Below are 23822 nucleotides of genomic sequence, written 5' to 3' on the forward strand. Positions count from 1 at the left end.
TGGTCCAATACACCTCATCACCTTTAAAATAAGGCAACGAGGTTTTCACCACCTGACCCAATGCGTTATACACGGTATCCTGGTATTGGGTTTCTCCCGTTAAGGCCAGGGTTTCGGTGCGAATCGTACGTTCCAGCTGGTCCACATAAACGGTGGTGGGGGCACTGCCTTGGGCTTGGGTTTTCACCCAATACACGGCACCTGCGGGACATTCTGTGCTGGCATCACACCAACCACGGGTAAGGGTGGTTTGGGTATTATCCGGCGCTTTCTGGCTAATTAAGCGACCAAAGTTATCGTAACTGTATTGCGTCACCAAGCCATTAGCATCGGTGGTGGTTAATGGCACACCCCAGAAGGCATCGCTGGTTTGTTGCGCTTTATGGCCCAAGGCATTGGTGGTCGAGGTTAAAAACCGACCTTGGGCATCATAGGTATACGTCTGTTTACGTGTAGCAACTTTGGCACCTTGGGTTTGCTCTTCGATTAAGTTACCAAAACTGTCGTATTTAAAGTCAGTGGTCAGGACATAATCGCCTTGACCTGGTTCCTGAATACGCTGTGTTAAGGCACCTGTCGTAGCATCATAACTAAACTGTGTGGTGCGGGTTTGGCTATCACCCGATACCCCTACATTCGTGGCTTGCGTTTGTGTCGCTAAGCCAATCAGCCAGTTGCTTTCATCGTTTTGGTAGGTGTTAGTGGTGGCACTTGTCTGCTGACCTAACGCATCCTTAATGATCTGTTTAGCTTCTGTGGTATTTCCCCAGTCGTCATACTGAAAGGTTTCGGTTAGCGTGGACAGCCATTCATCTTGCAGCGATTTTTGCTGGGTTTCGCGTGACACTAAGTGGGTTTGAAAACGTTTAATGCCCCCATCATCCAGCGTATTCACCTGCCAGGTTTGTTGGGTGTCTTTTAATAAGACACCGGTCGCTGACCAGGTTTGCGAACGGCTTAGTAAACCAATTTTACGGTTGGCCACATCCTGCAGATAATAGTCAGTGGTTTTAATGCCCGTCTCAACTTGGGTGCTGGTAATTTCAGCAAAACCCAGAGCCCCTACCCCCCGCAAGTGTCGTTTTAAGCCTTGGTAATGATAGTCTGTAGTGAGATACCCTCCGATCCCATTGGCCTGTGCGGCTTGTGCCACCACATAGACAACGGGTGGTTTATCAATCACTGGGTACTGACTGTTTGTGCTTTTGGTGAAGATACTTTTATCGGTAATGGGTTGATACGTCAGCGTTGTGGTCTGTCCTAAGCCATTGGTAATTTGGCTAACCAGGGGCTTTTTCTCCAGAGACAGTGCCACGGTTTCATCGAGACCTGAGGGACCAGAATAAAGCCAGGCCAAATCCATTAAGCCATCGCCATTGAAGTCGCCGGTCAGCTTGGCATTATCTTTTTCATAGGCTAAGCCACTGAGCCGCTTTAAGGTGGCGGGTAAAAAAGTACCATCCCCGACACCCAGGGCGACAGTCACATCGAGCCCCGCCTGACTGGAATAAACCCAGGCCAGGTCGGCCATGCCATCGCCATTAAAATCCCCGGTTAAGGCCGTATTATCATGCTCATAACGTGCAGTATTGAGTCGCTTCACCACCGCGAGGGTAAAAGAACCATCACCCTTGGCGAGTGACACTGACACATCCAGCCCTAATGGCCCGGCATAAGCCCAGGCCAGGTCCGTCAGACCATCACCGTTAAAATCCCCCGTTAACTTGGTATTATCTTTTTCATAACCTACTGTGCTGACCCGTTTAAAAATCGCAGGGGCAAAATCACCGTCACCTAAGGCGGTGGCCGTCGTAATATCCAGTCCATGGGCGCTGGAATACATCCAGGCAATATCCGTTATGCCATCCCCATTAAAATCCCCGGTCAATGCGGTATTATCTTTTTCATACCCTTGAGCTCTGACACGTTTTAGGCGGGGAGCACCAAAAGTCCCATCGCCGTTACTCAACGCAACCTTGACATCTAACCCTTGGGGACCGGAATACATCCAAGCGAAATCCGTCCGGCCATCGCCATTAAAATCGCCTGTTAATTTGGTATTCTCTTTTTCATAGGGCGTACTGGTGAGCTTACGTAATTGAGCCTGTTGAAATGAGCCATCACCGTTGCTTAACGCGACCGAGACATCAAGACCGTGTTGACTGGAATACATCCAGGCAATATCGGTTAAGCCATCACCGTTAAAATCCCCAGTCTGTGAAGTATTATCTTTTTCATAAGGGGTACCACTGACACGCTGCAACTGTGCGGATAAAAAAGTACCATCCCCTTTCGCTAAGGCGGTTGAAATATCTAATCCTTGCGGACCTGAATAGGCCCACGCTAAATCAATTAAACCATCCCCATTAAAATCGCCTTTTAATTTGGTATTATCTTTTTCATAAGGCTTACCACTGAGACGTAATAAACTGGCCGAATTAAAACTCGATGCAGTATTTTCATTGCGTTGCCAGGAAAATTGTGTGGCAGGAAAACACTGATCGGTACAGTATTGAATCGATTCCAATAAACTTTTTAAGGGGCGTCCTGCTGTACCATAATTTAAAACATAACGGCGTTGATCATTGTCCTGCGCGATAGTAATGGTTTTTATGCGTTGTTTAATCAGGTGCTTAACGCCCGAAACATACGTTAAAATAGGATCGGGACGCTCTTCTAACGTAAAATTAATTGCTGTATTCGCATAACGAATAGAGACCGGATAATGTTCACCGAAATCGGTTTGCTCTGAATAATGAAAAGTAACCGTATTGCCAAACCGATCTTGAATTTTACTGATATCCCAACGAAAAACTTCATTGGGTTTACTTTGCGCTTCTACTTGCGCATCTTCGGTACTGCCTAACTCAATAAAATTACCTTCTTTATACCAGACCTGAAAATAGGCGGGACCATGGCCGGCGGTACCATAGGAAATAATTTTTTTATAATGGTCATGTTCAGTGCGATATTCCGTACCACTGGCACCATAGGAACCATTTATAGCGACTAAGCGCTGGCCATTCAAACAATATTTATCGTTATCATCAAAATCAACACCATCAATAAAGCCGTCTTGTTCTAACGTTGTAGGACAACGTGTGATGGTAGGAAAACCTGTTAACCGCCAACCGATGCCTAATAATCCGTTGCCTTTTTGGCTGTCATATTCCAGGGCTAAATTCGGTGTTAAACCATTAACACCAGGTGGTAATTCCAATGAAATTCGGTAATTAGCCGCACCATCGGTGCCTACAGAAAATGATCCTGGAATAGTTCCAACCACCTTAGGTGGATCTGCAGTAGCAAAAGTAGGTATCAATAGTTGGGTAATAAAAAAAGTAAAGCTAGCAAGCGCGATGTTTAAACGTTTCATTATGTACTTCTAGTGACGGCATTATCATTATTTTTAAAAAATCGCCGCATTATACATGGAAGCACATCACATTCAACTGCGCTAAATCAGCACTCCTTCAGCCAAGATCTTCGATTTCACTCAACTTTACCAAAAATCAACTCAAACCAACGTTACTTGATTAAAAACCAGACAGCAGACTATAATGCTGTACATATATACAGTTATCAGTTTTATGACTATGGAACAGACAAACTTAGACACAGCACCGCTCTTCTCATGCAGCGTTTCAGCAGGCTTTCCCAGCCCTGCCGATGACTACATGGAAAAAGAGCTGAACTTACATGAACATATGGTAAAACACCCTGCCGCGACGTTCTTCTTACGCGCGAGTGGTGATTCAATGATTCATGCAGGCATTAACAATGGCGATATCCTGGTCGTTGACCGCTCGCTGACACCTCGCAGCGGTAACATCATCGTGGCCGAGGTCGATGGTGATCTTACTGTGAAACAGCTTTACATCAAGAATAACCAATATTGGCTACTGCCGATGAATCCTCAATACCCTAGAATCCGCCTTGATCCCGAACAGGAGTTCGCTGTCTTTGGTGTCGTAACATACAGTGTACATAAGGTAGAGGGGTAATACTCTCTATCTCAAATAGAGCCAATTTTATTGATTCCATATTTCTGGCGAGCGGAAGCTGTATTTATATAATGCTATTGCCTCAAAGATAAAAAATGAAATCCAAATAAACAACGTAATTAGAAGTGAAGCATAAAATTCTAAAGGTAAAGACATGTCAGTTACTTCGAATGCATTAGATCCAAAAATTGAAAATGCATCCCATGTAAACAGAATAAAAATCATATAAAACCAAAACTGCCTAATAAATATTTTTTATTAAAAGCAAACCCAAATATCCCTAATAAAGAAAGCGTATATACAATAAGCTCACCAACTATTTTAAATAATGATGGCGGATGACCAAAAAACCAATAAGCTATTGAAAAAAGCTCTAATATCAAAATTACAAAGAAAAACACTTTCCAACCAACTTTTGATCGAAAATGAAGCTTTTCAGCTTCCTCTTTTTCAATACCAGCCTCAGGGCCTTTATAGATATTTGTCATTATCGTTCTCTCTATTATCTCTGAACAACGAATGCATAATAGATACTTGCTAAATCATAGTTATAATACCGTTATACGTCTAATCTACCAGTAATATATCATAAATAATACAACACTATACGTATTGACTTTTCACGAATTTACCCTCAAAAAAATACAACCTCAACGGATCTAGAATTATAAGGAAAAATTTTGTCATCAATGCATGGCTGTTTCAAAATAAAATCAAACGATTTACCAAGTAAAAGAACTACCTGGTAGTTGTTATATTTGTTTTTGGGATTTTTGCACTCACGAAACAGGATCGCTTTTTGTTATTATTGAGCCCCTCAACGAATACTACAACTTTCGTTTTGCCGCATTGCCGCCTCAATGGCAAATTCAAATAGGTCACACATGGAGATATTAAATTGCCCCTTATGTCAGGATAATTGTCGCTTTTCCTTTCGTTCACGAATTGCAGATATCTTGAAAACGCTTACACCTTCAGGCTCAGACAAGCTGTTCTCGATCAAAAATTCTTGATTCGGAATAGACAATTTTGCCTTTACGCTTTACTCTCACCACGGCCCGATAGGCAGAGCTTCCATTTGCTCTAAGACATCTTACAATGGTCAACATTTATACAGTTCCTTTGTGCAGTGTACCATCCTAATAATGGTACACCGAAAGCTGTAAGATAGCGTATTTTAGCGATTTTTAAAACGAATGTTTGATTTAAAAGAAATCGATAACTAGTTGATATGGCTAATAAAAGTAGTAAAAAGCTAAACCGGACTCTCAGCGTTGCGCCCATGATGGATTGGACAGACCGTCATGAACGTTATTTCTTACGTTTGATTACTCGTCACACATTACTTTATACCGAAATGGTCACAACAGGTGCTTTACTCAACGGAGATCGTGAGCGCTTTTTACAATTCAACTCTGAAGAGCACCCTGTAGCCTTACAGCTTGGAGGCTCTAACCCTCAAGAGCTTGCTTTGTGCACTAAGATGGCTGAAGACTGGGGATATGATGAAGTTAACCTCAATGTAGGTTGTCCAAGTGATCGTGTACAAAATGGGCGTATTGGTGCATGCCTGATGGCTGAACCCGACACTGTTGCAGACTGCATAGCACAAATGCAGAAGAGTGTTTCTATCCCTGTGACAATTAAACACAGAATTGGTATTAATGGTCGAGAAGAGTTTGAACAACTTTGCCAATTTGTTGAAAAAATCTCTGCCGTAGGTTGTGAAACCTTTATTATTCATGCACGCATAGCGATTCTGGAAGGATTAAGTCCCAAAGAAAACAGAGACATTCCTCCACTTAAATATGACTGGGTCTATGCCATCAAAAAAGAATTTCCCCACTTGGAAATTATTTTAAATGGTGGTGTTAATACCATGGACGCCGTGCAACAGCATTTATTGCATATTGATGGCGTCATGATTGGTCGTGAAGCGTATCAAAATCCCTATATACTGGCCCAAGCAGATGCACTTTGCTTTAATGATCACTACCCTGCCCTATCTCGACATGAAATCCTTAGTCAGTTTTATCCTTATATTGAAAAACAGCTAAATGATGGTACCCGCTTACACCACTTAAGCCGACATATTCTTGGCTTGTTTCAGGGACAGCCAGGAGGAAGAAATTTTCGCCGCTTTTTAAGTGAGCATGCTTGCAAACCAGACAGTAGCCTGCAAACTTTGCAAGCCGCTGCAACACTAACATCTAGTTAGGTAACTACATTTCTTAACTGGCATGCTATACTACCCACCCACATTACAAACCCTTGCACTCACGGAGTTTATATCTGTATGCAGAACCAATTGGAACAACTAAAGCAAATTACCACAGTGGTTGCAGATACTGGTGATATTGAAGCCATAAAAAAATACCAACCCGTGGATGCAACAACGAACCCATCATTACTTCTCAAAGCCGCTGAACTTCCTCAGTATCAACCTCTCATTCAAGAAGCAATTAGCTGGTCTAAAACGCAAGGTGGAAGCCAGCAGGAAATGCTTGCTAATGCATGTGACAAATTAGCTGTAAGCATTGGTAATGAGATTTTGCAGGTTATTCCTGGCCGTATATCCACAGAAGTAGATGCCCGCCTTTCTTTTAATACAGAAGCAACCATAGCGAAAGCAAAGCAGTTAATGGCGCTTTACGCTGATGCAGGAATAAATAGTGATCGAATTTTGATTAAAATTGCTTCTACCTGGGAAGGGATACGTGCCGCAGAAATATTAGAAAAAGAAGGTATCCAGTGTAACCTTACGCTAATGTTTGGCTTTGCCCAAGCAGCCGCTTGTGCTGATGCAGGTGTTTATCTCATCTCACCTTTTGTTGGTCGTATCTTAGATTGGTACAAAGCCGCTACAGGCAAGACTTACTCTGCGGCAGAAGACCCTGGTGTACAATCAGTCTCAACAATCTTCAATTTCTACAAACAGCATGGCTATAAAACCATCGTCATGGGAGCCAGCTTTAGAAATATTGGTGAGATACAAGAACTGGCAGGTTGTGATCGACTGACCATCAGTCCTCAACTGCTTGATGAGCTAGCCTCTACCAACGAACCGCTTGAACAAAAACTCAGCGCAGAGAACTTAGGTGAATCAATTGCTAAACCGGCTGTCGACGAAGTAAGTTTCCGCTGGTTTATGAATGAAGACGCTATGGCTACAGAAAAACTGGCAGAAGGCATTCGGAACTTTGCTATTGACCAAGTTAAGTTGGAAAATAAACTAAGCCTGCTTTATTAATACTTTTGCAGTCAACAGCAGCAGGGGTGATCAAACCTGCTGCTGTTTATTACATTAAAGAGAAAGAATATTTGACGTTAGCCATCGCACTCTAGCGATTTCACTAAATCCTTAAAAGCTTGACGGTTCTTTTCATTCAAGCTCATCAACACTTTGTGTGCATCCAGCACTTTTTGCTTAGCTGACTCTTCTGAGCACTCTTCAACAGGCACCTCTTGAAGAGACTGAGAGGGATGGGCCTGCTCACGAACCAAAATAAATACTTGGTCAAAGCCCATACTCAGTAAAATACGTGTGATATCCTCATTGGTAGACACGACGGTAGGCACCAAGCCAAGCTTTTTCTTAGCCTGAATAGATAATTTTGCTAACAATCCGAGTGATGTGCTATCGATTCCCTCAGTCTCCGTTAAATCAACAATCACTGATTTAAAATCAGGCTGAGCAAACATTTTGTCTAGAAACGTATCCAGGGTTGAGCAAAGCGTTAACCTCACATCACCCACAAATTTTAGAACATACGTTCCTTCATTTTCAGCAAATTGTATTTTTCCGGCTGTCATGACATATTCCTAGCCAACACCAGTAAGGCTATATCATCTGGTGCATCCTGCATTTTATCCAAGCCTAATGCTTGTACAATTGCACCAACCGTTGATGCTCCTTCACTAATAATAGACAGCAAATACGCTTCTTTATCTTTAAGTCGTTCTTGAGGTAAGACCTCAATAATACCGTCAGAAAAGATAGTTAATGAAAACTGCGTCGGCAAGTCCATTACAGTATTAGCGTAGGTCGCATCATCAAATAATCCTACTGGTAGACCATGCCCCTCTAGGTAATACTCTGTATCAGGTGTTGCAAACAAGGGGAACGGAAAGTGCCCCCCATAACTATATGTCAATTGATGACACTTCGTATCAAGAAATCCGCAAAACATAGTGACATGTTTGTCAAGATCTGCACTGATCAGTCCCTGATTGAGATAATCCAATAAATCAGCAGGCGTTGTTTGCTCAAACCGACCTTGCTTTTCACACTCCTCAATAAACAGCATAGTCATATGCTTTAACAGAACTGTGACAAATGCTGAAGAGGCTCCATGCCCCGAAACATCTGCAAGGTAAAAAGCAAACCGATGCTCCCCCATTGGGAAATAATCTGCAAAATCTCCACTTAAATAGAGTGAGGGATTGATATGATGAGCAAAAACATAATCATCTGTTGAGAATGGGCTTTGCGGTAGCATTTTCAACTGAACCTGTCGGCCCGCTTTTTGATCTGCTTGTAGCTCCGCCAAGCTATTACGCAATGTCTGGATGGCTTCTTCCAAGTTCTCCCGATAGCGCTGATTATCCTGTAATAATTGCGCATTTATCAGGGCTCTATTGATGGAGTGCTCAAGCACCTCTAAATCACCAATAGGTTTAATCAAGTAATCACTGGCACCCAGTCGCAATGCCGTAACGACATCAGACATAACACCCGCCCCTGATACAACAATCACAGGTGTATTAGGTGATATGCCTCGGATGGTTTTTAAAACACCTAAACCATCTAATTTAGGCATACGCAAATCACAGATCACAAGATCAGGATGCTCTTCTTTAAAAACCTGAATGCCTTCTTCACCATTTTCAGCTTGAATGATCGAAAATCCACTGTCTTCAAGGTAAGCCACAATGCTTTCACGGACAATAGGTTCATCATCAATCACCAAAAGCTTACTACTGTTGGTATTCATAAACGGACCTTGCAATACCTGCTTTTCGCAAGCTTTGTCTATTCTTTAAAGAATAGGTCTTTCTTATGTTACTCAGTCCAGTTATGTGAGTTTACTCACTATAAATCTGGCTAATCACTAATTGCATTACATGAGGGGGGCAACATTACTCTTTTATATAGGAGACAGCAAGAGTGATTTTAAAATAAGCAACAATTTTTAACGGTCAGTCAAACTCAAGTAATAACACATAACCAACCGTACTTTTAACGCCTATGCTTACACTAACGGGGTGTTATAAAAAGAGGTTATCCATGAACCTAAGTAACCAGTTTTATACAGAAAAACGTGGCTTTATTCGGATGAGAATGAACACTCAGGCCAAACTCAAAGACCTGACAGATAACGAGGGTAACCACACACTGACATCAGTGCCTGTAAAGTGCATCAATCTAAGCAGCACTGGAGTACTGATTGAGTCTACACAACCTATAGCGGAAAGTAGCTCACTTGAAATTACTATACCTTCTGAGCGAGAGGATTTTCCAGACTTTATTGCTGAAGGCACAGTAATTCGGGTAACTCAAAAACCAGCAAGTGAGTTATATGAAGTGGCACTAAGAATTGAGAAAATTATATAGCAGACATGATGACTATCTTAAAAGCGGTATGAAAACACATACCGCAGTTAGATATCTATCACAATCAGGTAGGATCTTTTATTAAAAGTCATCTTCAGGCTGTTCACCTGTTAATAAAAACTCACGGTTTTGTATGTAAGTATCACGAATAAATGTGTACTTATCACCTAGTATCAAATCTTCTGACTTTAATAGTCCTGCTCGTTTATCCACGACCTTCATAACATACAGAGCATTTCTGGTAGGTACATTATCAACGTATCGAATGGGGTTCATGTAACTATCAGGCACCATTCCAGTTGCAGAACGAACAGTACTTGGACCAAATAAAGGTAAAACCAGATAAGGACCTCGTGGTACCTGCCAATGTCCCATGGTTAAACCAAAGTCCTCATAGTTTTTCTCAAGCCCTATATGCTCAGCAACATCAAGCATACCCAACATACCAACGGTTGAGTTAACCAATAAGCGCCCTGTATCATTAGCCGCCTGCTTTCCTTCTAACTGAAGCAAATCATTAATGATATTGGGTACTTCACCAATATTACCAAAAAAGTTAGTCACCAATTGCTCTACAGGATCAGGCGTCACATAGCGATATCCCTTAGCTACTGGTTTAAAAAAATTCTCATCCACTGTTTCATTAAATTGGAAAACAGATCGGTTAAAACCTTCCCATGGGTCCTCAGGATGCTCTGCAAAGCTCTGCCCTATTACACACATACTAAGCAGCAGGGAATAAGCCGTTTTGCGTAACACCATTAACATTCGAAATCCTCAACCAATAATCTTTTTGCTCTCATGACAGTATATTATCTTGCTTGTCATTATCACGCACGTTGTTAACCATAAACGCATGCACACATGTGGATCAGTTATCACTTGCGAGCAAGCTATATATTATGCAAATCGCATAAATTCCAAAAAAGCTGAAGCTTGTTTTAGGCTTCTGTAATACTATACAGCTCATGAGTTTTGATGTTTTTTTGATCAACTCTTTGCAGTTATACATTTATACCAAGTCAGTTAATAAAGATTAGCAAAAAAACACAGCGAACATCTTTTGATGATCAAGCAACAGCTAATAACATACTATGAATTGTGTATAACTAAGTGATAATGCATCAACAATTATCAAACACTAAGCTCAAACTGATAACCCAAGCACAAACCAACGGTGATTTTACCCAGTAATAACCAGTTTCAGCAAGTATCCTATTGAAAAAACCGTACCAATAACGCCAGACAAACAAGGCTACACGAAGTAAAGCTAGGGAGGAGTGACAACACGTTCTGTATTGTTTTCTTCTAATCGTTCATTGCTACTAATTTGAAGGGAATGCCTTAACCCTTAAGTAGTTAAGACCCCCCCTTACGTTTACTAAAGCAAGTATGCGCTTACTGTAACGCCGCTTTAAGTTTTTGGCCTACGTCAGCATGGTGCTGTAACAATGAAAAATTACGTGTCACATCTTTAGGACCATAAGCAAATACCGCAACCGGTGTATGAGTATGCGTACCTGTTCCCCAAACGACATTCTGCTGTTGTGATAATGCACGGCCAATCAGGTTATAGCGTATTTCTTCGCCATAAACATAAAATGCCGTAAAGTCATTAACCTTAGGTAGTGTTTTTGCTCCAAGGTAATCATGTCCTTTGGCATAAAAAGGGTTAGGCTGGTCTGCAAGAATCGCTTTAGCTTGATCCTCAGTGACTTTAAAACCAGTACTATCGCTAATTATTTTTGCCAATTCTGCTGGTGTCTGTTTAGCTTTTGGTAATGCCTGATAATCTGCGATCATGTCACCAAATGTCTTATTTTGACCATAGATATCATCTAACACACTACGCTTAGCAAAATTAAAGAATGGAGCATAGTCAGTATCTTTAAAGCCTGCGCCAGGTAATTTCTTTGGTTTTGGTAAATTATTGGCAGAATAAGAGAAGCCAAATGAGCCTGTTTCATGGTCAGCTGTCAATACGACTAGTGTGTCATCACGTCCCTTAGCCCACTCAAGCACTGCACCTATTGCTTCATCAAATTTGATCATTTCATGAAGCATAGTGCCTACGTCATTGTTATGACCAGCCCAGTCAATCTGACCGCCTTCAACCATTAGGAAGAAGCCATCTTTATCTTTAGATAGAACATCAATTGCCTTAGTCGTCATTTCCTTTAACGATGGCTCATGACGTTGTTTACTCTCTTTATTATGCGTATAAGCAATACCATCCATCATGCCTGAATTACTGAATAAACCAAGCACTTTACCCTCTTTAACTTTACTGAGCTGATCGCGATCAAAGGTAAGTTGATACCCTTTTTTTTGCGCTTCAAGCAACAAGTTCCGCTCATCTTTACGTTTTGATTTAATGGCAACATTCTTGCCCACTAACTTGGCAATACTTTGTTTGCTGACATCATCAGCGTTCACAGAGGCAGGAATCCAGTGTCGTAATCCACCTGAAAGCATCACATCAGGTCCCACATTCAACATATCCACTGCAATTTTATTTTCCAATGAGCGGTGGGGTTGGTGTGCAGCAAAAGAAGCAGGTGTAGCATGAGTTAAACGTGTATCAGAAACCAAGCCCGTTGCTTTACCAAGCTTTTGAGCTTTTTCTAACACTGTTTCCACTACATTACCTTGATCATCCAGGCCAATCATTTCTGAGCCGGCCAGTACCCCTAATGATAACTGCGTTGCAGAACATGCTGAATCAACAACCACCCCACCAGCAGGATAAGTCATAGATAATCCAACGACACCCTCTTCAGCCATTCGGGTGATAGCTGTCTTTCCTTGCTTATCTTTATAAATCGAATGCGGTGCAAGTCGTGCATATGACTCTAACAGGCCTACTTGCTGAGGCCCCATGCCATCACCGATCATTAAAATAACATTTTTGATCTTTTGCTCTGCATAACCACTAGACGCAACGGTTAACATTGACGCCGTGATCAATCCTGCGAATAAACCTTTTTTGGCTTTCATAATCCCCTCGATACTAACTTTGGGATAAACAGTGTTGAAAATATTTGTAGCTTAAATTTATAACCCAATCAGCATTTTTTAACTTGATTAAGGAGTTTACTCTTACACTAAACAAGCAGCAAAAGAGTAAAAACATGATCAGCTAAATAAAACCTACTGCACATGAGTTACATTTTTTAATCAGTACATACCCATTGATCCATATGGTAACGACTATAACTAACCTATACCTTCACAAATTTTCTTCCCAAACAAACTTTAAAGGTGCTAGCGTTTTAATATTTTTTGTCGTTTCATAACTTGAGGCATGCAATCTAATAAAAATCACTACCAAATGCTAATTTTGTCGTATTTTTAACCAACATCGCTAAAATTACGATACAAAGGCTAGCGCAGTTACATTACCAAATTGTTAGATATTAGGTAAAGAATTCCCTCTTAATAAAAAAAATACTGAGTAGACTTTTATAAGAAAAAATCACACTCAAGCGCACAACCACATTAATACTATTTTCAGCCAACATATTCTGAGCCAACGAGTACTGTTTAAATTTTATGCTATAGAACCCATTATTAAGAAACTGTATATTTAATACCAGACATATCGTTTTACTTTGAATATCAAGTCATAAAAGTGCTTTCATTCATGTAGAATTCAATTTTTCTTCATAATTACTTCATATTTTAGCTAACTTAGCCCAAACCTATTGACAGCGTGCCAGCTTTTATAACATTTTCCTCGGCTTACCTGACTGTCTAATCATAATTTATTGTTGATTTAGGTAATTATTGTTTATGCCGACTCACATAAAACCGTCTATTATAGAATTTAGCAAGCATGCAATGTTCAAAAATAGATCATAATAACAACACAATTCACGCACCCTAAGGCTCTAGTGAATGCCCGACAACACATCGGATTGTGTAGCCACGTTAATGGGAGAGCCCCAATGCATCTCAATTATCACCGCAAATACTGCGGCAAAATACAAGCTGTCATTTTTGATATGACAGGTACACTGGTAGACTTTGGTGTTAAAGCGAATGGCCAAGCACTACAACAGCTTTTTAGTCACTACCAGATACAATTATCACCTGATATTTTACTGGCCATTGCCGATTTACCTGACTTAGCCCAGTTAACGTATCTGTTTAATATGGAGGATTTTAAAAACCAGTGGCAACAACATCACGGTTCCCTCCCTGACGAAAAGCAGCTTGAGCAGTTGATTATGCAGTTTAGAACACACCAAATAGACTATGCTAGCCAACAACTCTCATTGCCTGTTGACAGTAAACCTGTCTTCCAATTTATACGAAAACAAGGTTATAAAGTCGGAGTCTGTACACATTACTGTCGTGATATTGCTAGTGACTTAATTCCACAGCTGACAGAACAAGGTCTAAAAATTGATCACTGGGTCAGTGCCGTTGATGTCAGCCAGCCTAGACCTGCACCTCATCTTGTCCTCACCTGTGCCGTCGCTTTAGATATTATGAGTGTCGCTGCATGTGTAAAAGTAGATGATAGTCTCAAAGGAATTGAAGAAGGTCTTAATGCAGGCATGTGGACAATAGGGACTGCCATTAGCGGGGAATACAATAACCGCTCAATGAGCGAATGGAATCAACTCAGTAACACCGAAAAAGATAAAATTCGTAGTGAAGCAACGCTGGGCCTCTACCGCGCTGGTGCACATTATGTTGTAGATACTGTCAGCGATATTCAGTCGTGCCTGGAAGATATTGAAGCACGCTTAAAAAGAGGAGAGCGGCCATAATAGCCGCTCGTTTTTTCTTTTACCTTGTTGTTAACTGATATGACTATTTTAACCAGTCATTCCCCCAACGCTCTGGCTCAATTTTCTTAGCGGGCACAGTGCGACGCATAGTATTAGCCCGTAAAGGTGGCTGAATTGTCGTATTTTCAAGAGACTTGGTTGAGAAAGCAAAGATCAATGTGGTAAAGGCAGCCGCATCCGCATTAATATCAAGTGCTCGATCATTGATATTTGTAATATCATCACATGCTTGATGGTAACAGTGATCATACGCTTTACCTGCTTCTCCACCAAAACGCTTCGCTTCTTCTTCAGTTTTTATACCTTCTGCACCTGTAAATAACCCACCAAAAGCAATACCTTCATTAAAAAACTCAGCATAATCTGAACGGAAACTTATTTCAGTACCACGGTAAGGTTGGCCAAACAAACTAAAAAAGCGCTCAAACGTATGCTCAATGACATCAGAACCTGGAGGACCTTCAAGCCCAAAGGAAGAGCCATCACCATCATAAATACCGTTAAAGTAGTTTGGTGAGCCGATCATATCAAAGTTAAGGTATAACGCTATTTTATCTTTTTCTTCTTCTGACAAGTTCTGTACATAATGGGTTGAACCTACTAAGCCAGACTCTTCTGCTCCCCACCACGCGAACCGTAATTTGTTCTTGGGCATCAAATACTGCATCTGTAATGCAATTTCAAGAATTCCAGCACTTCCTGAGCCATTGTCATTAATACCAGGCCCATCATCAACAGAGTCCAAATGAGAGCCTAACATTACAACATTATTAGGGTTTCCTCCCTTTGATTCTGCTATTACGTTGTATGTTTCAGTAGCAATACGCTTAACATTGGCAAACATTTGCAACTGAGGGGTTCGGGTATGAACTAATGATTCTCCCACATCATAAGTCGCAAACATAACAGGGATTCCTCCACTGTAGTCACTACCTAATGTACCACTCATTAAGCCTTTACGATCTTCTGTATTTCCCTGATTAAAAATAATAACACCTACAGCACCAGCCGCTGCTGCATTTTCAGCCTTAGAACCAAAAGTACACGCACCACGTTGAATCAACGCAATAGTTCCAGCAGGGAAATTATCAAAGTCTTCTTTTTCACATCCACTGGTTGAATTATTATTGGGGCCAAGATGAATATCGACAGGTGTAACAGGTGAGCTCACATTACCAGGCTCAGAATGTGTCATTACTTTAAAATCAGTATCTTCTTGATACTGTTTAGAGTCTGGAGCAAGTTGCACCATGGTAGACTCACCAAGTTTTTCAAATGCAGTAAATGCAAAAGGTTGAACCTTAACATCGTAACCTGCAGATGACATTAAATTGACAACATAATCTACACTTTGATTAAAGCCACTGGTACCTGATGCTCTGGTACCACCATTAGCGTCAGCAATAGTTTGAAACATTTGTAGATGTTTTTTTACACCATAGGCATTAACACACTCCATCAATTGCCAAGGCATATTGTTAATACCTTGATCACACACAGCAGTGGTTGTTGTGTCAGCGACTACTAGGCCTGACGTGCCCCCTAATAACGCAATCATTGCCGGAAGAAGTTTTTTGCGCATGATGTCCTCCATATCGTTGCGCGGATTCTTTTTATTGCTCAACATCCCTTTTCTCAAAGCTTGACAGAAGAATCAGCTCTGTGATTTTGTTAGTTTGTATATAATCATCTAATGCATCAAACTAACAATTAATTGCTTTAGTCAAGAGAGTGCTCGCTATTATTAGTTTATTGCTCTAAAAGCTTTTTACGGGTACATCCCTTTTGTAACTTTATCGTTTTATTTTTACCCCTTCAATTTATACCAGCCATACCTAACACACAATACCAACCTAATACTTTATTTTTGTATTTTGTTGTTTTAACATCAAACAACTGTCTTCTACTTACTTAAAATTTTATCACTGTACAACCGCAAAAATTTGCATTATCGTACAAGATTCACTCACAACATACGCCTTATAAATATTTTGAGTCGCGTAAAAAGTAGTCCTCCAAGAGGATATTGTGAGGGAATGTTAAAACACAAGACGAGTAGTTATTAAGCATCAACCATAGTCAATTTTTAGTAATTAAAAAACGTTCAACTTATACGAAACAGCTTATATAAAACCTTACACTGTTTTAGCTGACCTGGTCGTATTAAATAGTAATGGTATAAAACACTAAAAATGAAGGGTTTTAAACAAAGTAAACCCAATACAGCAGTGCGGTAAAGGATAAGACCCCTACTATAATAACAAACAAACTAGGTACTTAAATAATATATACATAAGGAGTCATGGATGAAGTCAATCTACAAAAAAATTGCTGGATTAACCTTTGCTATCTGTGCAACTTCAGCTCAAGCTGGCTTACTAAGCTTTGAAGATATAAACCCTGGTAGTAATTTAGAAGTTATAAATAATTATGGTGGTTTTTCATTTGGCGGAGATGGATTATCATTAGTATTTAATGCAAGCCAGCAAGCAAAAGGCTTAAAAAATGCGGCTATTGACGGAATTAATGCTGTACTAAATTTTTCTGGCCAAGACATTATTATGCGCTGGCTAGGAAATAGTTTAATTAATTTCAATGGTGGCTACTGGGTGAGTGATAGCAACGATAGCCTAATAAGCTTTGAAGGGTGGCGTGATGGCCAGCAGATATTTGCCAGTGAGATGTTTACCTTAAGCGATGCTCAATCCACTCATATTCAGTTAGGTTGGGCTGACATTGACCAAGTCGTAATCAAAACCCATTCACCTACTGTTTGGGGGATGGACGCGCTGTCTTTTACCCAAGTACCTACTCCAGCAACACCTGCGTTATTAATGCTAGGTGGATTAGGATTAATATTTAACAGAAAAAAACGTCTGCGTTAATTATAGGTCTCAGCATAGTTTTTAAAAACTTTGTCAAGCGTTAGTGGAAAATGCATTAGCTTCACTGTGGGTAAAAATCTATATACCCATAGTGGAGTTTTGTATAACTAAAACCTGATATATTAAGGTTAGTATCATTGACTATCCATCAAATACGCTTAAATTATGATAATCTTATAAATAAGTGCACTTTCAAAGGTGCCCCTAGCATGAAGGATAACCTGTAATCTGTTGAATATTTTTATAAAGTGGCCGTAACCTGCTAAACATTTTCTTATAGACTTTCCCATAAAGTGCATTGTATAACTTAACATTTTCTGTATCAGGCAAAAATGATTTATCATGCCGTGTCATAGCAGAAATAGCTTCCGCATAGGTTGAGTAAATTCCCAGGCCAACGTAAGCGTTAATTGCAGCACCTAGCCCAGATGTCTCAACAGTATGTGGACGTTTAACAGGCAAGTTAAAAATATCTGCGGTCAACTGAAGTACAGCATCACTTTGAGCTCCCCCTCCTGATACTCGAATTGACTTAATCGCTGTCCCACTACGCGCTTCAATTTGCTCTTTTCCTGCTCGTAACGCGTAGGCTAAGCCTTCAACAATAGCGCGATACAAATGCGCTCTGGTATGGACATCACCAAAACCAATAATGGCACCTTTACCAAAAGGTTGTTTTAGAGCTGGAGACCAATAAGGCTGTAAAGTTAAACCCATCGCCCCAGGAGGAGACTTTGCCAGTAACTCATCAAATAATTTTTCCGTGGGAACACCAAGCTCCTTAGCACGAAGCTGCTCTTCCTTACCAAACTCACGCTTAAACCAGCTCACCATCCAGAACCCACGATATACCATTATTTCTGTGTTATAGGCTTTGGGAATGGCTGCAGGATACGGGGGAATAAAACGAATGGGCTCAACATACTTTTGCTGAATGGTATTAATGGTTGCAGTGGTACCATAGCTTAAACAGGCGACTTCAGATGCTAATGCTCCAGCCCCTAATACTTCACAGGCCTTATCAGACGCAGCCGCAAATACAGGTAATCCACACTTTAAACCTATTACTTTAGCTGCCTGCGGTGATAAATGACCTAATAATGCACCTGGCTCGTATAATGTTGACAATTGTTGGGCAGTAATACCTGCTAATGACCAGCGCCATGATCCCGTTTTTGCCCACTGTAATCTTTTATAATCAAAAGGCAAATAACCGACCATCGCCCCAGTTGAATCCACCCACTCCCCTGTTAACTTATACAGTAAATACCCAGACAAATAGACAACATAAGCCGTTTTATCCCATATTTCTGGCTGATACTGCCTTACCCAGTTTGCTTGTGCTTTACTTTGTAAATACGTCAGTGTTGACGATAACCCCAAAAGTCCCAAACCACATTTTAAATAACCAGGTAACGGTAACAGTTGTGTCGCCCTCCGCTGATCTAACCATAAAATAGCGGTACGTAGTGGCATACCTTGCTGATCTAGAAAAACAACCGAACCTCGCTGACAAGTAAGTGCTAACCCTGTGATTTGAAACTGATATTCTGGGTGCTTTTGCCATAATTGTTGGCATGCCATCGACAACTGCTGCCAAAAATAATCAGGGTGTTGCTCAGCCCAGCCAGGCTGTGGTGATATATAAGCTTGTAGTGCAATTTGTTGCTTTGCTAAAAGCATTCCAGATGAATCAAAAATCATCGCTCTGACACTTTGAGTACCACAGTCAATTGCCAACACTAACGGTTCTTTTTCCATGCCTTTCTCTAGCAACATGATTAAAACAACTTCAGTCTTTTATTCTTGGGAACCCCTAAAAATGCACTTTTTTAGAAGTGCCCTATTATCTTTTACTCACTACAAAGAGGTTGTCACCAAAAATCAGGCGTAAAGGCAAAATGAAGCTAACTCACTTTTGGTAATTGATAGGCACTCAACCAAATCCGTCGATATCGCTGCACTTCCTGCTGCCAACGCAAATCATCCCAGTTTAACAGCTGTTGGCAATATTGCTTAATTTGAGGTAAATACTCTTCTCCTCCTTTTCGTATTAATAAACCTAACCGGGTACGACGTAACAACAAGTCATCCAAATGCGTCACCCACTCATTCATCAATATCCAACGTAATTCGGCCCATAACGTTTGCGTTGCACCAATTGTAGTCAGTTCAGTTATTTTGGCACAAGTGAGTAATTTATTAGCTGCTTTACCATAGTATCCAGATAAACGCTGCAATTGTTGTGGACTAAGATAATATAACCACTGACTGGAAATAGATTCATTTGCCAACCATGGTGATATATCCGCAGACACTGGCTGTGCTTCTGGGCAATATTGAGCAACCAAGGCCATAATTTCTTTAGCAATTAAATGAAAGGTTGTCAGCTTACCACCACTGACCGAAATCAACCCTGGTTGCTGCCAGATCAGGTGGTTTCTAGACTCTTTAGAAGGTTGACGTTGCCGTTTCTGGCTGAGTACTGGTCGAATACCACTCCAACAGCTCAACACATCACTTGCCGTAAGTGCAGCTTGAGGAAATTGGCTATTCGCAGCAGTCAATAAATAATCAATTTCTGTTAATGTTATTCTAGGCTCTTTATCAAGCTTTTGAGTCTCATCTAGATCGGTTGTGCCAACAACGGTTGCATTGTGCCAGGGATAAATAAAAACAGGGCGATGATCTTGCGGATGAAAAAAACTGACCACAGCGGGAACAGGCAAACGCCAAGCCGGAAATGCCAAATGGCTTCCTCGTAAAGGTCTTAGTGTTAATCCCGATGCTAATGGCGCCAGTTTATTACTCCAAACACCTGTCGCATTAACGATAACTGTGGCCTCAAGTATTGCCTGCTTATTGGCTTCAGAACACACTTTTACACCCACAACCTGATCATCTTTATAAACGAGTTCCTCAACGCGCGTGTAACTTAATAACTCAGCACCATCATTTTTGGCTTCTTGTAACACCCGCATAACCAGTCGAGCATCATCAGTCAGTGCATCTTGAAAAACGGAGCCACTCGCACAGGTTGACGTTATATAAGGTAATACCTGTTGTATTTTTAATTTATTTAGCCACCGACGAGTTCGGTACCCAGCAAGCCCATCATAAATAGCTAACAATAGTTGAAATACATGATGTGTCGGCCACTGCCAAGGCTTATGCAGCATTAAAAAAGGGATAAAATTAACTAATCCTGGCAAAGATCGTTGCAACCATTCACGCTCATTAATAGAGTCGCGGGCTAACTGCCAATTACCACTCCCCAGATAACGTAAGCCGCCATGCACCATGCTTGAAGAACGACTGGATGTTCCCCAGGCAAAATCATGTTGTTCTACCAATAAACAACGTAACCCTTGTTGTGCGGCTGCACGCAAAATGCCTGCACCAGTAATTCCCCCACCAATCACAATCACATCCCACGCCGGCTTTGAGAGTGTTTTTAAATAATCAGACGATAACATCTGCGGCTTCCTTAAACTTATGAGGTTCATCGCAGAATGTTGTTGGCAACGAATGGCTATTAGGGGGTAATAAGTTGTGTGAGCACAATCTTTCGTTTGGGTCAAAATGACGACACAGCGCAGAAATAGCCTGCAACTGTCGTTCATCTTTAGTAAAAGGAAGGAACGCTCGGTGATCCACCCCCACACCATGATGATGGCTGACCGATCCCCCATGACTGACAATGGCTTGCATTACTGCGGCTTTGAGCTTTTGCCAGCGTGCTAAGGTTATGTCGTAGGTCTCACCAAGCCGAAATACAAATGTCGTATATAGACTAGCACCCTGTGCATAGCAGTGAGAAATATGCGTAAAGACATGCACCTGTTCAACCTCATCGCGCAATGCTTCACGAAGCGCTTGCTCCATTGCTTGACGCAATGAGTCAATATGTAACCACTGTGTTGCTGTTTCTACCGTATCAACCCCATAACCAGCCTGCCATAATGACTCTCGCAAATAAGGGTTTCGATAACGGTGACGTTGCCATTGTTGACCTATCAGTTGTCCAGTATTAACCCCGCCATAAAAACGACTGATACGCCGCAGCTGCTTCCAGGCATGAAGACACTGGGCTTTTTCCCCAGAAACCCCTACTAGCAACTGGCACCGACCTTGTTTAGCACCTCGGAACTTAAGTAGTTTTTCTAGCCAGCGAATCGCATTTTGCTGATCAGATAGTCTTAAAAACGTTTCGGTTTCTTCTGGCGCACTCAACCGTAACATGGATAAAGGAATGCGCTGTTGTAATGCTTGCTGGCAGGTTGCAATTCCTGCCTGCCAATCGGGAAAAAACACTCCATAAAATGCTTCAAAACGCGGCAGCCGAGAAATATTAACAATCACCTCAGATAAAATACCTAGCCGTCCTTCAGAGCCTAAAATACATTCTTTTAAATCAGGACCAGCAGACTCTGCAGGAAATGGTCGCAGATAATAACTGCCCTGAAATGTTTCTAAACGACCACCGGCAAAAAGTTTCTCTATTCGTCCATAACCTAATGACTGCTGACCACTTGAACGTGTTGCAACCCATCCCCCTAAAGTGGAGTATTCAAATGACTGAGGAAAATGACCTAAAGTAAAACCGTGAACCTGTAATTGCGACTCTACGTGTGGACCCATTGTTCCTGCACCGAATGTTGCCAGCAAACTTTCTTTATCCAGCGCTAACAATCGGCTTAATCGTGACATACAAACGGTTAATGTGGGTCTTGAACACACCTGCGGATTAATATGTCCGACAACACTCGTTCCTCCACCATAAGGAATAAGATTGCAATCATGCTGCTCTGCCCACTCTAATAATTGATGGATATCATCACGACTTTCTGGAAAAGCAACGGCATCTGGCACAGTTTCAAATTGTCCACTTTTTTTAGCTAGCCAATCAGCAAAACTATGACCTCTTGCATAACGCACACGAAGTTCCGGGTCTTTACTTATTAAGGGATGGTCTGCCAAACGACTTTCAGTAACTTGAGTCGATACTGTTTCTAACAATACCTCCTCAAGAGGGTAACCTGGACCGATTAAATCTGCTAAGTAGCAAAGCGCATGCTCAGGAAGCGGATAGTCTTGGCCTGCTTCTCCCCAGCTATTCCACCGCTGCATAACGAACCTCCCTATCGATAGCCAACATCTGTCCAGTATACATTTTGAAAAATTAAAACCGCGAATAAATGGCAAAAATTGCTATTAAGTTTTTTAATTTTTATTATTCTCTTAATCTATCATCAAGAGCGTTATTGTCTTGCCTCGTCGTTAAACCAAGAATATGCTTATCATGTTTATTTCTTATCTCGCTTATATACCCACAACTAAACTACAATTAAAGGTATACCCTTCGCTGTGGGTATATATCTACAGTTTTATTCAAAAAGAACATCTTATAGATATATACTAGCGGGAATAAATATCAAAGATAATGTCAAAAAATGCCACAAAAAGTAACAATTGAGGCCAACACATTACTCGGTGAAGTGTCCTGGGGAAGCTTATTACCCTACTTGCATTATGCCAACCAATTAGGCATCAATACCCAACAGCTCTTAAAACAGTTAGAAATCACTTCGTGTACAGACACCGTGGAACGCCTTCCAGGTGAAAGTGCACAACGCTTGCTTCTCACTTTAATTGATCATGCAAATGATACACTTTTTGGATTACATGCAGCACAATTTATACAACCAGCGTCTTATAATGTACTTGGCTATATCACCATGAACTGTGCTACATTAAAAGATGCTATTCAACGCATCACACCTTATGAAAAGCTAGTGGGTGATATGGGAAGGACATCCTTACACTATCTAGCTGAACGGCTACGTATCAGTTGGTCATGTATCTATACAAACACAACGATTAAGCGGCATATGGTTGAACATTGCTTTGCCGCTTGGACACACTATGCACGATGGATTACGGGAAAATATGAACGTACACCTATTGTCGTAAACTTTAGTCATAACTGTCCCCTTGATAACAGTTACCAAGAGTACGAACAACTTTTTAACTGCCCTGTCTTGTTTGAACAACCTGAAAATAGCCTGGATATTTCCCTTACAGACTTACAAACACCGCTACAACAAGCCAGCCCTGCATTACTTAAAACCTTAGAGCAACATGCACAACATGTCGTTGCTACGCTCACCCCCCACAATAATCGTTTAGCAGAACGTGTAAAAGCTATTATACGACAGCAGCTTTCATGTGATGGTGCTTTAACAAAAGAGGTCGTAGCTAAACAGTTGGCAATGACGACTCGAACATTACATCGCCATTTACAACATGAACAAACGACGTTTCAACAACTCTTAGATTATGTACGAATGGAACAAGCCAAATCTTTTCTTAAAGACAATACAATGACAATTCATACTATTGCTGAAAATTTGGGCTTTACCGAGGTGCGATCATTCCAGCGTAGCTTTAAACGATGGACGGGTTTAACTCCCAGTCACTATCGTTTAGAACAAACTACAAAGCACAGTGATTACTAAAA

At 41.1% G+C, this 23822-nt stretch carries 17 protein-coding genes; 7 read left to right on the plus strand and 10 right to left on the minus strand.

Annotated elements, in window-relative coordinates:
- A partial coding sequence (locus ACQ96U_RS07430) for an FG-GAP-like repeat-containing protein (RefSeq protein WP_431720611.1) occupies window positions 1-3376 on the minus strand: 3376 nt, incomplete at its 3' end.
- 220 nt (window positions 3377-3596) lie between these two features.
- On the opposite strand from ACQ96U_RS07430, the gene ACQ96U_RS07435 reads away from it, so the two are divergent.
- Window positions 3597-4004: a LexA family protein gene (locus ACQ96U_RS07435; protein ID WP_431720612.1), complete on the plus strand. Its 408-nt coding sequence runs from the start codon at window positions 3597-3599 to the stop codon at window positions 4002-4004.
- Window positions 4005-4225: 221 nt separating this feature from the next.
- Here the strand turns inward: ACQ96U_RS07435 and ACQ96U_RS07440 are convergent, their stop codons facing one another.
- Window positions 4226-4492 (minus strand): hypothetical protein, encoded by a 267-nt coding sequence (locus tag ACQ96U_RS07440; RefSeq protein WP_431720613.1) that lies wholly within the window; start codon window positions 4490-4492, stop codon window positions 4226-4228.
- Between the two features lie 743 nt (window positions 4493-5235).
- Here ACQ96U_RS07440 and dusA point away from each other — a divergent pair.
- The gene (gene dusA, locus ACQ96U_RS07445) at window positions 5236-6222 is read left to right on the plus strand and encodes a tRNA dihydrouridine(20/20a) synthase DusA (protein ID WP_431720614.1); all 987 of its coding nucleotides are present in this window, start codon (window positions 5236-5238) and stop codon (window positions 6220-6222) included.
- 78 nt (window positions 6223-6300) lie between these two features.
- Window positions 6301-7254 carry a transaldolase gene (gene tal, locus ACQ96U_RS07450; protein ID WP_431720615.1) on the plus strand — a complete coding sequence of 318 codons (954 nt, stop codon included), beginning with the start codon at window positions 6301-6303 and terminating at the stop codon, window positions 7252-7254.
- Between the two features lie 77 nt (window positions 7255-7331).
- Here the strand turns inward: tal and ACQ96U_RS07455 are convergent, their stop codons facing one another.
- Together ACQ96U_RS07455 and ACQ96U_RS07460 are read right to left on the minus strand one after the other, a co-directional pair.
- Window positions 7332-7817 carry an STAS domain-containing protein gene (locus ACQ96U_RS07455; protein ID WP_431720616.1) on the minus strand — a complete coding sequence of 162 codons (486 nt, stop codon included), beginning with the start codon at window positions 7815-7817 and terminating at the stop codon, window positions 7332-7334.
- On the minus strand, window positions 7814-8998 hold the full coding sequence (locus tag ACQ96U_RS07460) for a SpoIIE family protein phosphatase (RefSeq protein ID WP_431720617.1): 1185 nt from the start codon (window positions 8996-8998) through the stop codon (window positions 7814-7816). The genes ACQ96U_RS07455 and ACQ96U_RS07460 overlap by 4 nt, the downstream gene beginning before the upstream one ends.
- Window positions 8999-9291: 293 nt before the next feature.
- Here ACQ96U_RS07460 and ACQ96U_RS07465 point away from each other — a divergent pair, with 293 nt between their 5' ends.
- Window positions 9292-9618, plus strand: a complete 327-nt coding sequence (locus tag ACQ96U_RS07465) for a PilZ domain-containing protein (RefSeq protein ID WP_431720618.1) — start codon at window positions 9292-9294, stop codon at window positions 9616-9618.
- Between the two features lie 81 nt (window positions 9619-9699).
- Here the strand turns inward: ACQ96U_RS07465 and ACQ96U_RS07470 are convergent, their stop codons facing one another.
- Together ACQ96U_RS07470 and ACQ96U_RS07475 are read right to left on the minus strand one after the other, a co-directional pair.
- The gene (locus ACQ96U_RS07470; RefSeq protein ID WP_431720619.1) at window positions 9700-10386 is read right to left on the minus strand and encodes an MlaA family lipoprotein; all 687 of its coding nucleotides are present in this window, start codon (window positions 10384-10386) and stop codon (window positions 9700-9702) included.
- Window positions 10387-11016: 630 nt separating this feature from the next.
- Window positions 11017-12615: an alkaline phosphatase gene (locus ACQ96U_RS07475; protein WP_431720620.1), complete on the minus strand. Its 1599-nt coding sequence runs from the start codon at window positions 12613-12615 to the stop codon at window positions 11017-11019.
- A gap of 950 nt (window positions 12616-13565) precedes the next feature.
- Between ACQ96U_RS07475 and ACQ96U_RS07480 the strand changes: the two genes are divergently transcribed.
- Window positions 13566-14396, plus strand: coding sequence for an HAD-IA family hydrolase (locus tag ACQ96U_RS07480; RefSeq protein WP_431720621.1), 831 nt, complete (start codon window positions 13566-13568; stop codon window positions 14394-14396).
- A 43-nt stretch (window positions 14397-14439) separates the two neighbouring features.
- Here the strand turns inward: ACQ96U_RS07480 and ACQ96U_RS07485 are convergent, their stop codons facing one another.
- Window positions 14440-15999, minus strand: a complete 1560-nt coding sequence (locus tag ACQ96U_RS07485) for a M28 family metallopeptidase (RefSeq protein WP_431720622.1) — start codon at window positions 15997-15999, stop codon at window positions 14440-14442.
- A gap of 724 nt (window positions 16000-16723) precedes the next feature.
- On the opposite strand from ACQ96U_RS07485, the gene ACQ96U_RS07490 reads away from it, so the two are divergent.
- On the plus strand, window positions 16724-17302 hold the full coding sequence (locus ACQ96U_RS07490) for a PEP-CTERM sorting domain-containing protein (protein ID WP_431720623.1): 579 nt from the start codon (window positions 16724-16726) through the stop codon (window positions 17300-17302).
- A 204-nt stretch (window positions 17303-17506) separates the two neighbouring features.
- Here ACQ96U_RS07490 and ACQ96U_RS07495 read toward each other — a convergent pair whose 3' ends face one another.
- The 3 genes from ACQ96U_RS07495 to ACQ96U_RS07505 all read right to left on the minus strand — a co-directional run bounded on the left by ACQ96U_RS07495 (window position 17507) and on the right by ACQ96U_RS07505 (window position 22432).
- Entirely contained in the window at window positions 17507-19081 is a 1575-nt protein-coding gene (locus ACQ96U_RS07495) for an FGGY-family carbohydrate kinase (RefSeq protein WP_431720624.1), read from the minus strand.
- 128 nt (window positions 19082-19209) lie between these two features.
- Entirely contained in the window at window positions 19210-20778 is a 1569-nt protein-coding gene (locus ACQ96U_RS07500) for a glycerol-3-phosphate dehydrogenase/oxidase (protein WP_431720625.1), read from the minus strand.
- Entirely contained in the window at window positions 20765-22432 is a 1668-nt protein-coding gene (locus tag ACQ96U_RS07505) for an FAD-binding oxidoreductase (protein WP_431720626.1), read from the minus strand. The genes ACQ96U_RS07500 and ACQ96U_RS07505 overlap by 14 nt, the downstream gene beginning before the upstream one ends.
- 323 nt (window positions 22433-22755) lie before the next feature.
- Between ACQ96U_RS07505 and ACQ96U_RS07510 the strand changes: the two genes are divergently transcribed.
- Complete coding sequence (locus ACQ96U_RS07510; RefSeq protein ID WP_431720627.1) at window positions 22756-23820, plus strand: AraC family transcriptional regulator; 1065 nt, start codon at window positions 22756-22758, stop codon at window positions 23818-23820.
- Window positions 23821-23822: the final 2 nt, after the last annotated feature.

This window comes from Zooshikella sp. RANM57 (assembly GCF_050749885.1).
Taxonomy (GTDB): domain Bacteria; phylum Pseudomonadota; class Gammaproteobacteria; order Pseudomonadales; family Zooshikellaceae; genus Zooshikella.

Excerpts from the sequence above, each read along its gene's own strand:
- ACQ96U_RS07435 (WP_431720612.1), top strand. The coding sequence starts at position 3,597 with ATGGAACAGACAAACTTAGACACAGCACCGCTCTTCTCATGCAGCGTT.
- ACQ96U_RS07440 (WP_431720613.1), bottom strand. The coding sequence starts at position 4,492 with ATGACAAATATCTATAAAGGCCCTGAGGCTGGTATTGAAAAAGAGGAA.
- dusA (WP_431720614.1), top strand. The coding sequence starts at position 5,236 with ATGGCTAATAAAAGTAGTAAAAAGCTAAACCGGACTCTCAGCGTTGCG.
- tal (WP_431720615.1), top strand. The coding sequence starts at position 6,301 with ATGCAGAACCAATTGGAACAACTAAAGCAAATTACCACAGTGGTTGCA.
- ACQ96U_RS07455 (WP_431720616.1), bottom strand. The coding sequence starts at position 7,817 with ATGACAGCCGGAAAAATACAATTTGCTGAAAATGAAGGAACGTATGTT.
- ACQ96U_RS07460 (WP_431720617.1), bottom strand. The coding sequence starts at position 8,998 with ATGAATACCAACAGTAGTAAGCTTTTGGTGATTGATGATGAACCTATT.
- ACQ96U_RS07465 (WP_431720618.1), top strand. The coding sequence starts at position 9,292 with ATGAACCTAAGTAACCAGTTTTATACAGAAAAACGTGGCTTTATTCGG.
- ACQ96U_RS07470 (WP_431720619.1), bottom strand. The coding sequence starts at position 10,386 with ATGTTAATGGTGTTACGCAAAACGGCTTATTCCCTGCTGCTTAGTATG.
- ACQ96U_RS07475 (WP_431720620.1), bottom strand. The coding sequence starts at position 12,615 with ATGAAAGCCAAAAAAGGTTTATTCGCAGGATTGATCACGGCGTCAATG.
- ACQ96U_RS07480 (WP_431720621.1), top strand. The coding sequence starts at position 13,566 with ATGCATCTCAATTATCACCGCAAATACTGCGGCAAAATACAAGCTGTC.
- ACQ96U_RS07485 (WP_431720622.1), bottom strand. The coding sequence starts at position 15,999 with ATGCGCAAAAAACTTCTTCCGGCAATGATTGCGTTATTAGGGGGCACG.
- ACQ96U_RS07490 (WP_431720623.1), top strand. The coding sequence starts at position 16,724 with ATGAAGTCAATCTACAAAAAAATTGCTGGATTAACCTTTGCTATCTGT.
- ACQ96U_RS07495 (WP_431720624.1), bottom strand. The coding sequence starts at position 19,081 with ATGTTGCTAGAGAAAGGCATGGAAAAAGAACCGTTAGTGTTGGCAATT.
- ACQ96U_RS07500 (WP_431720625.1), bottom strand. The coding sequence starts at position 20,778 with ATGTTATCGTCTGATTATTTAAAAACACTCTCAAAGCCGGCGTGGGAT.
- ACQ96U_RS07505 (WP_431720626.1), bottom strand. The coding sequence starts at position 22,432 with ATGCAGCGGTGGAATAGCTGGGGAGAAGCAGGCCAAGACTATCCGCTT.
- ACQ96U_RS07510 (WP_431720627.1), top strand. The coding sequence starts at position 22,756 with ATGCCACAAAAAGTAACAATTGAGGCCAACACATTACTCGGTGAAGTG.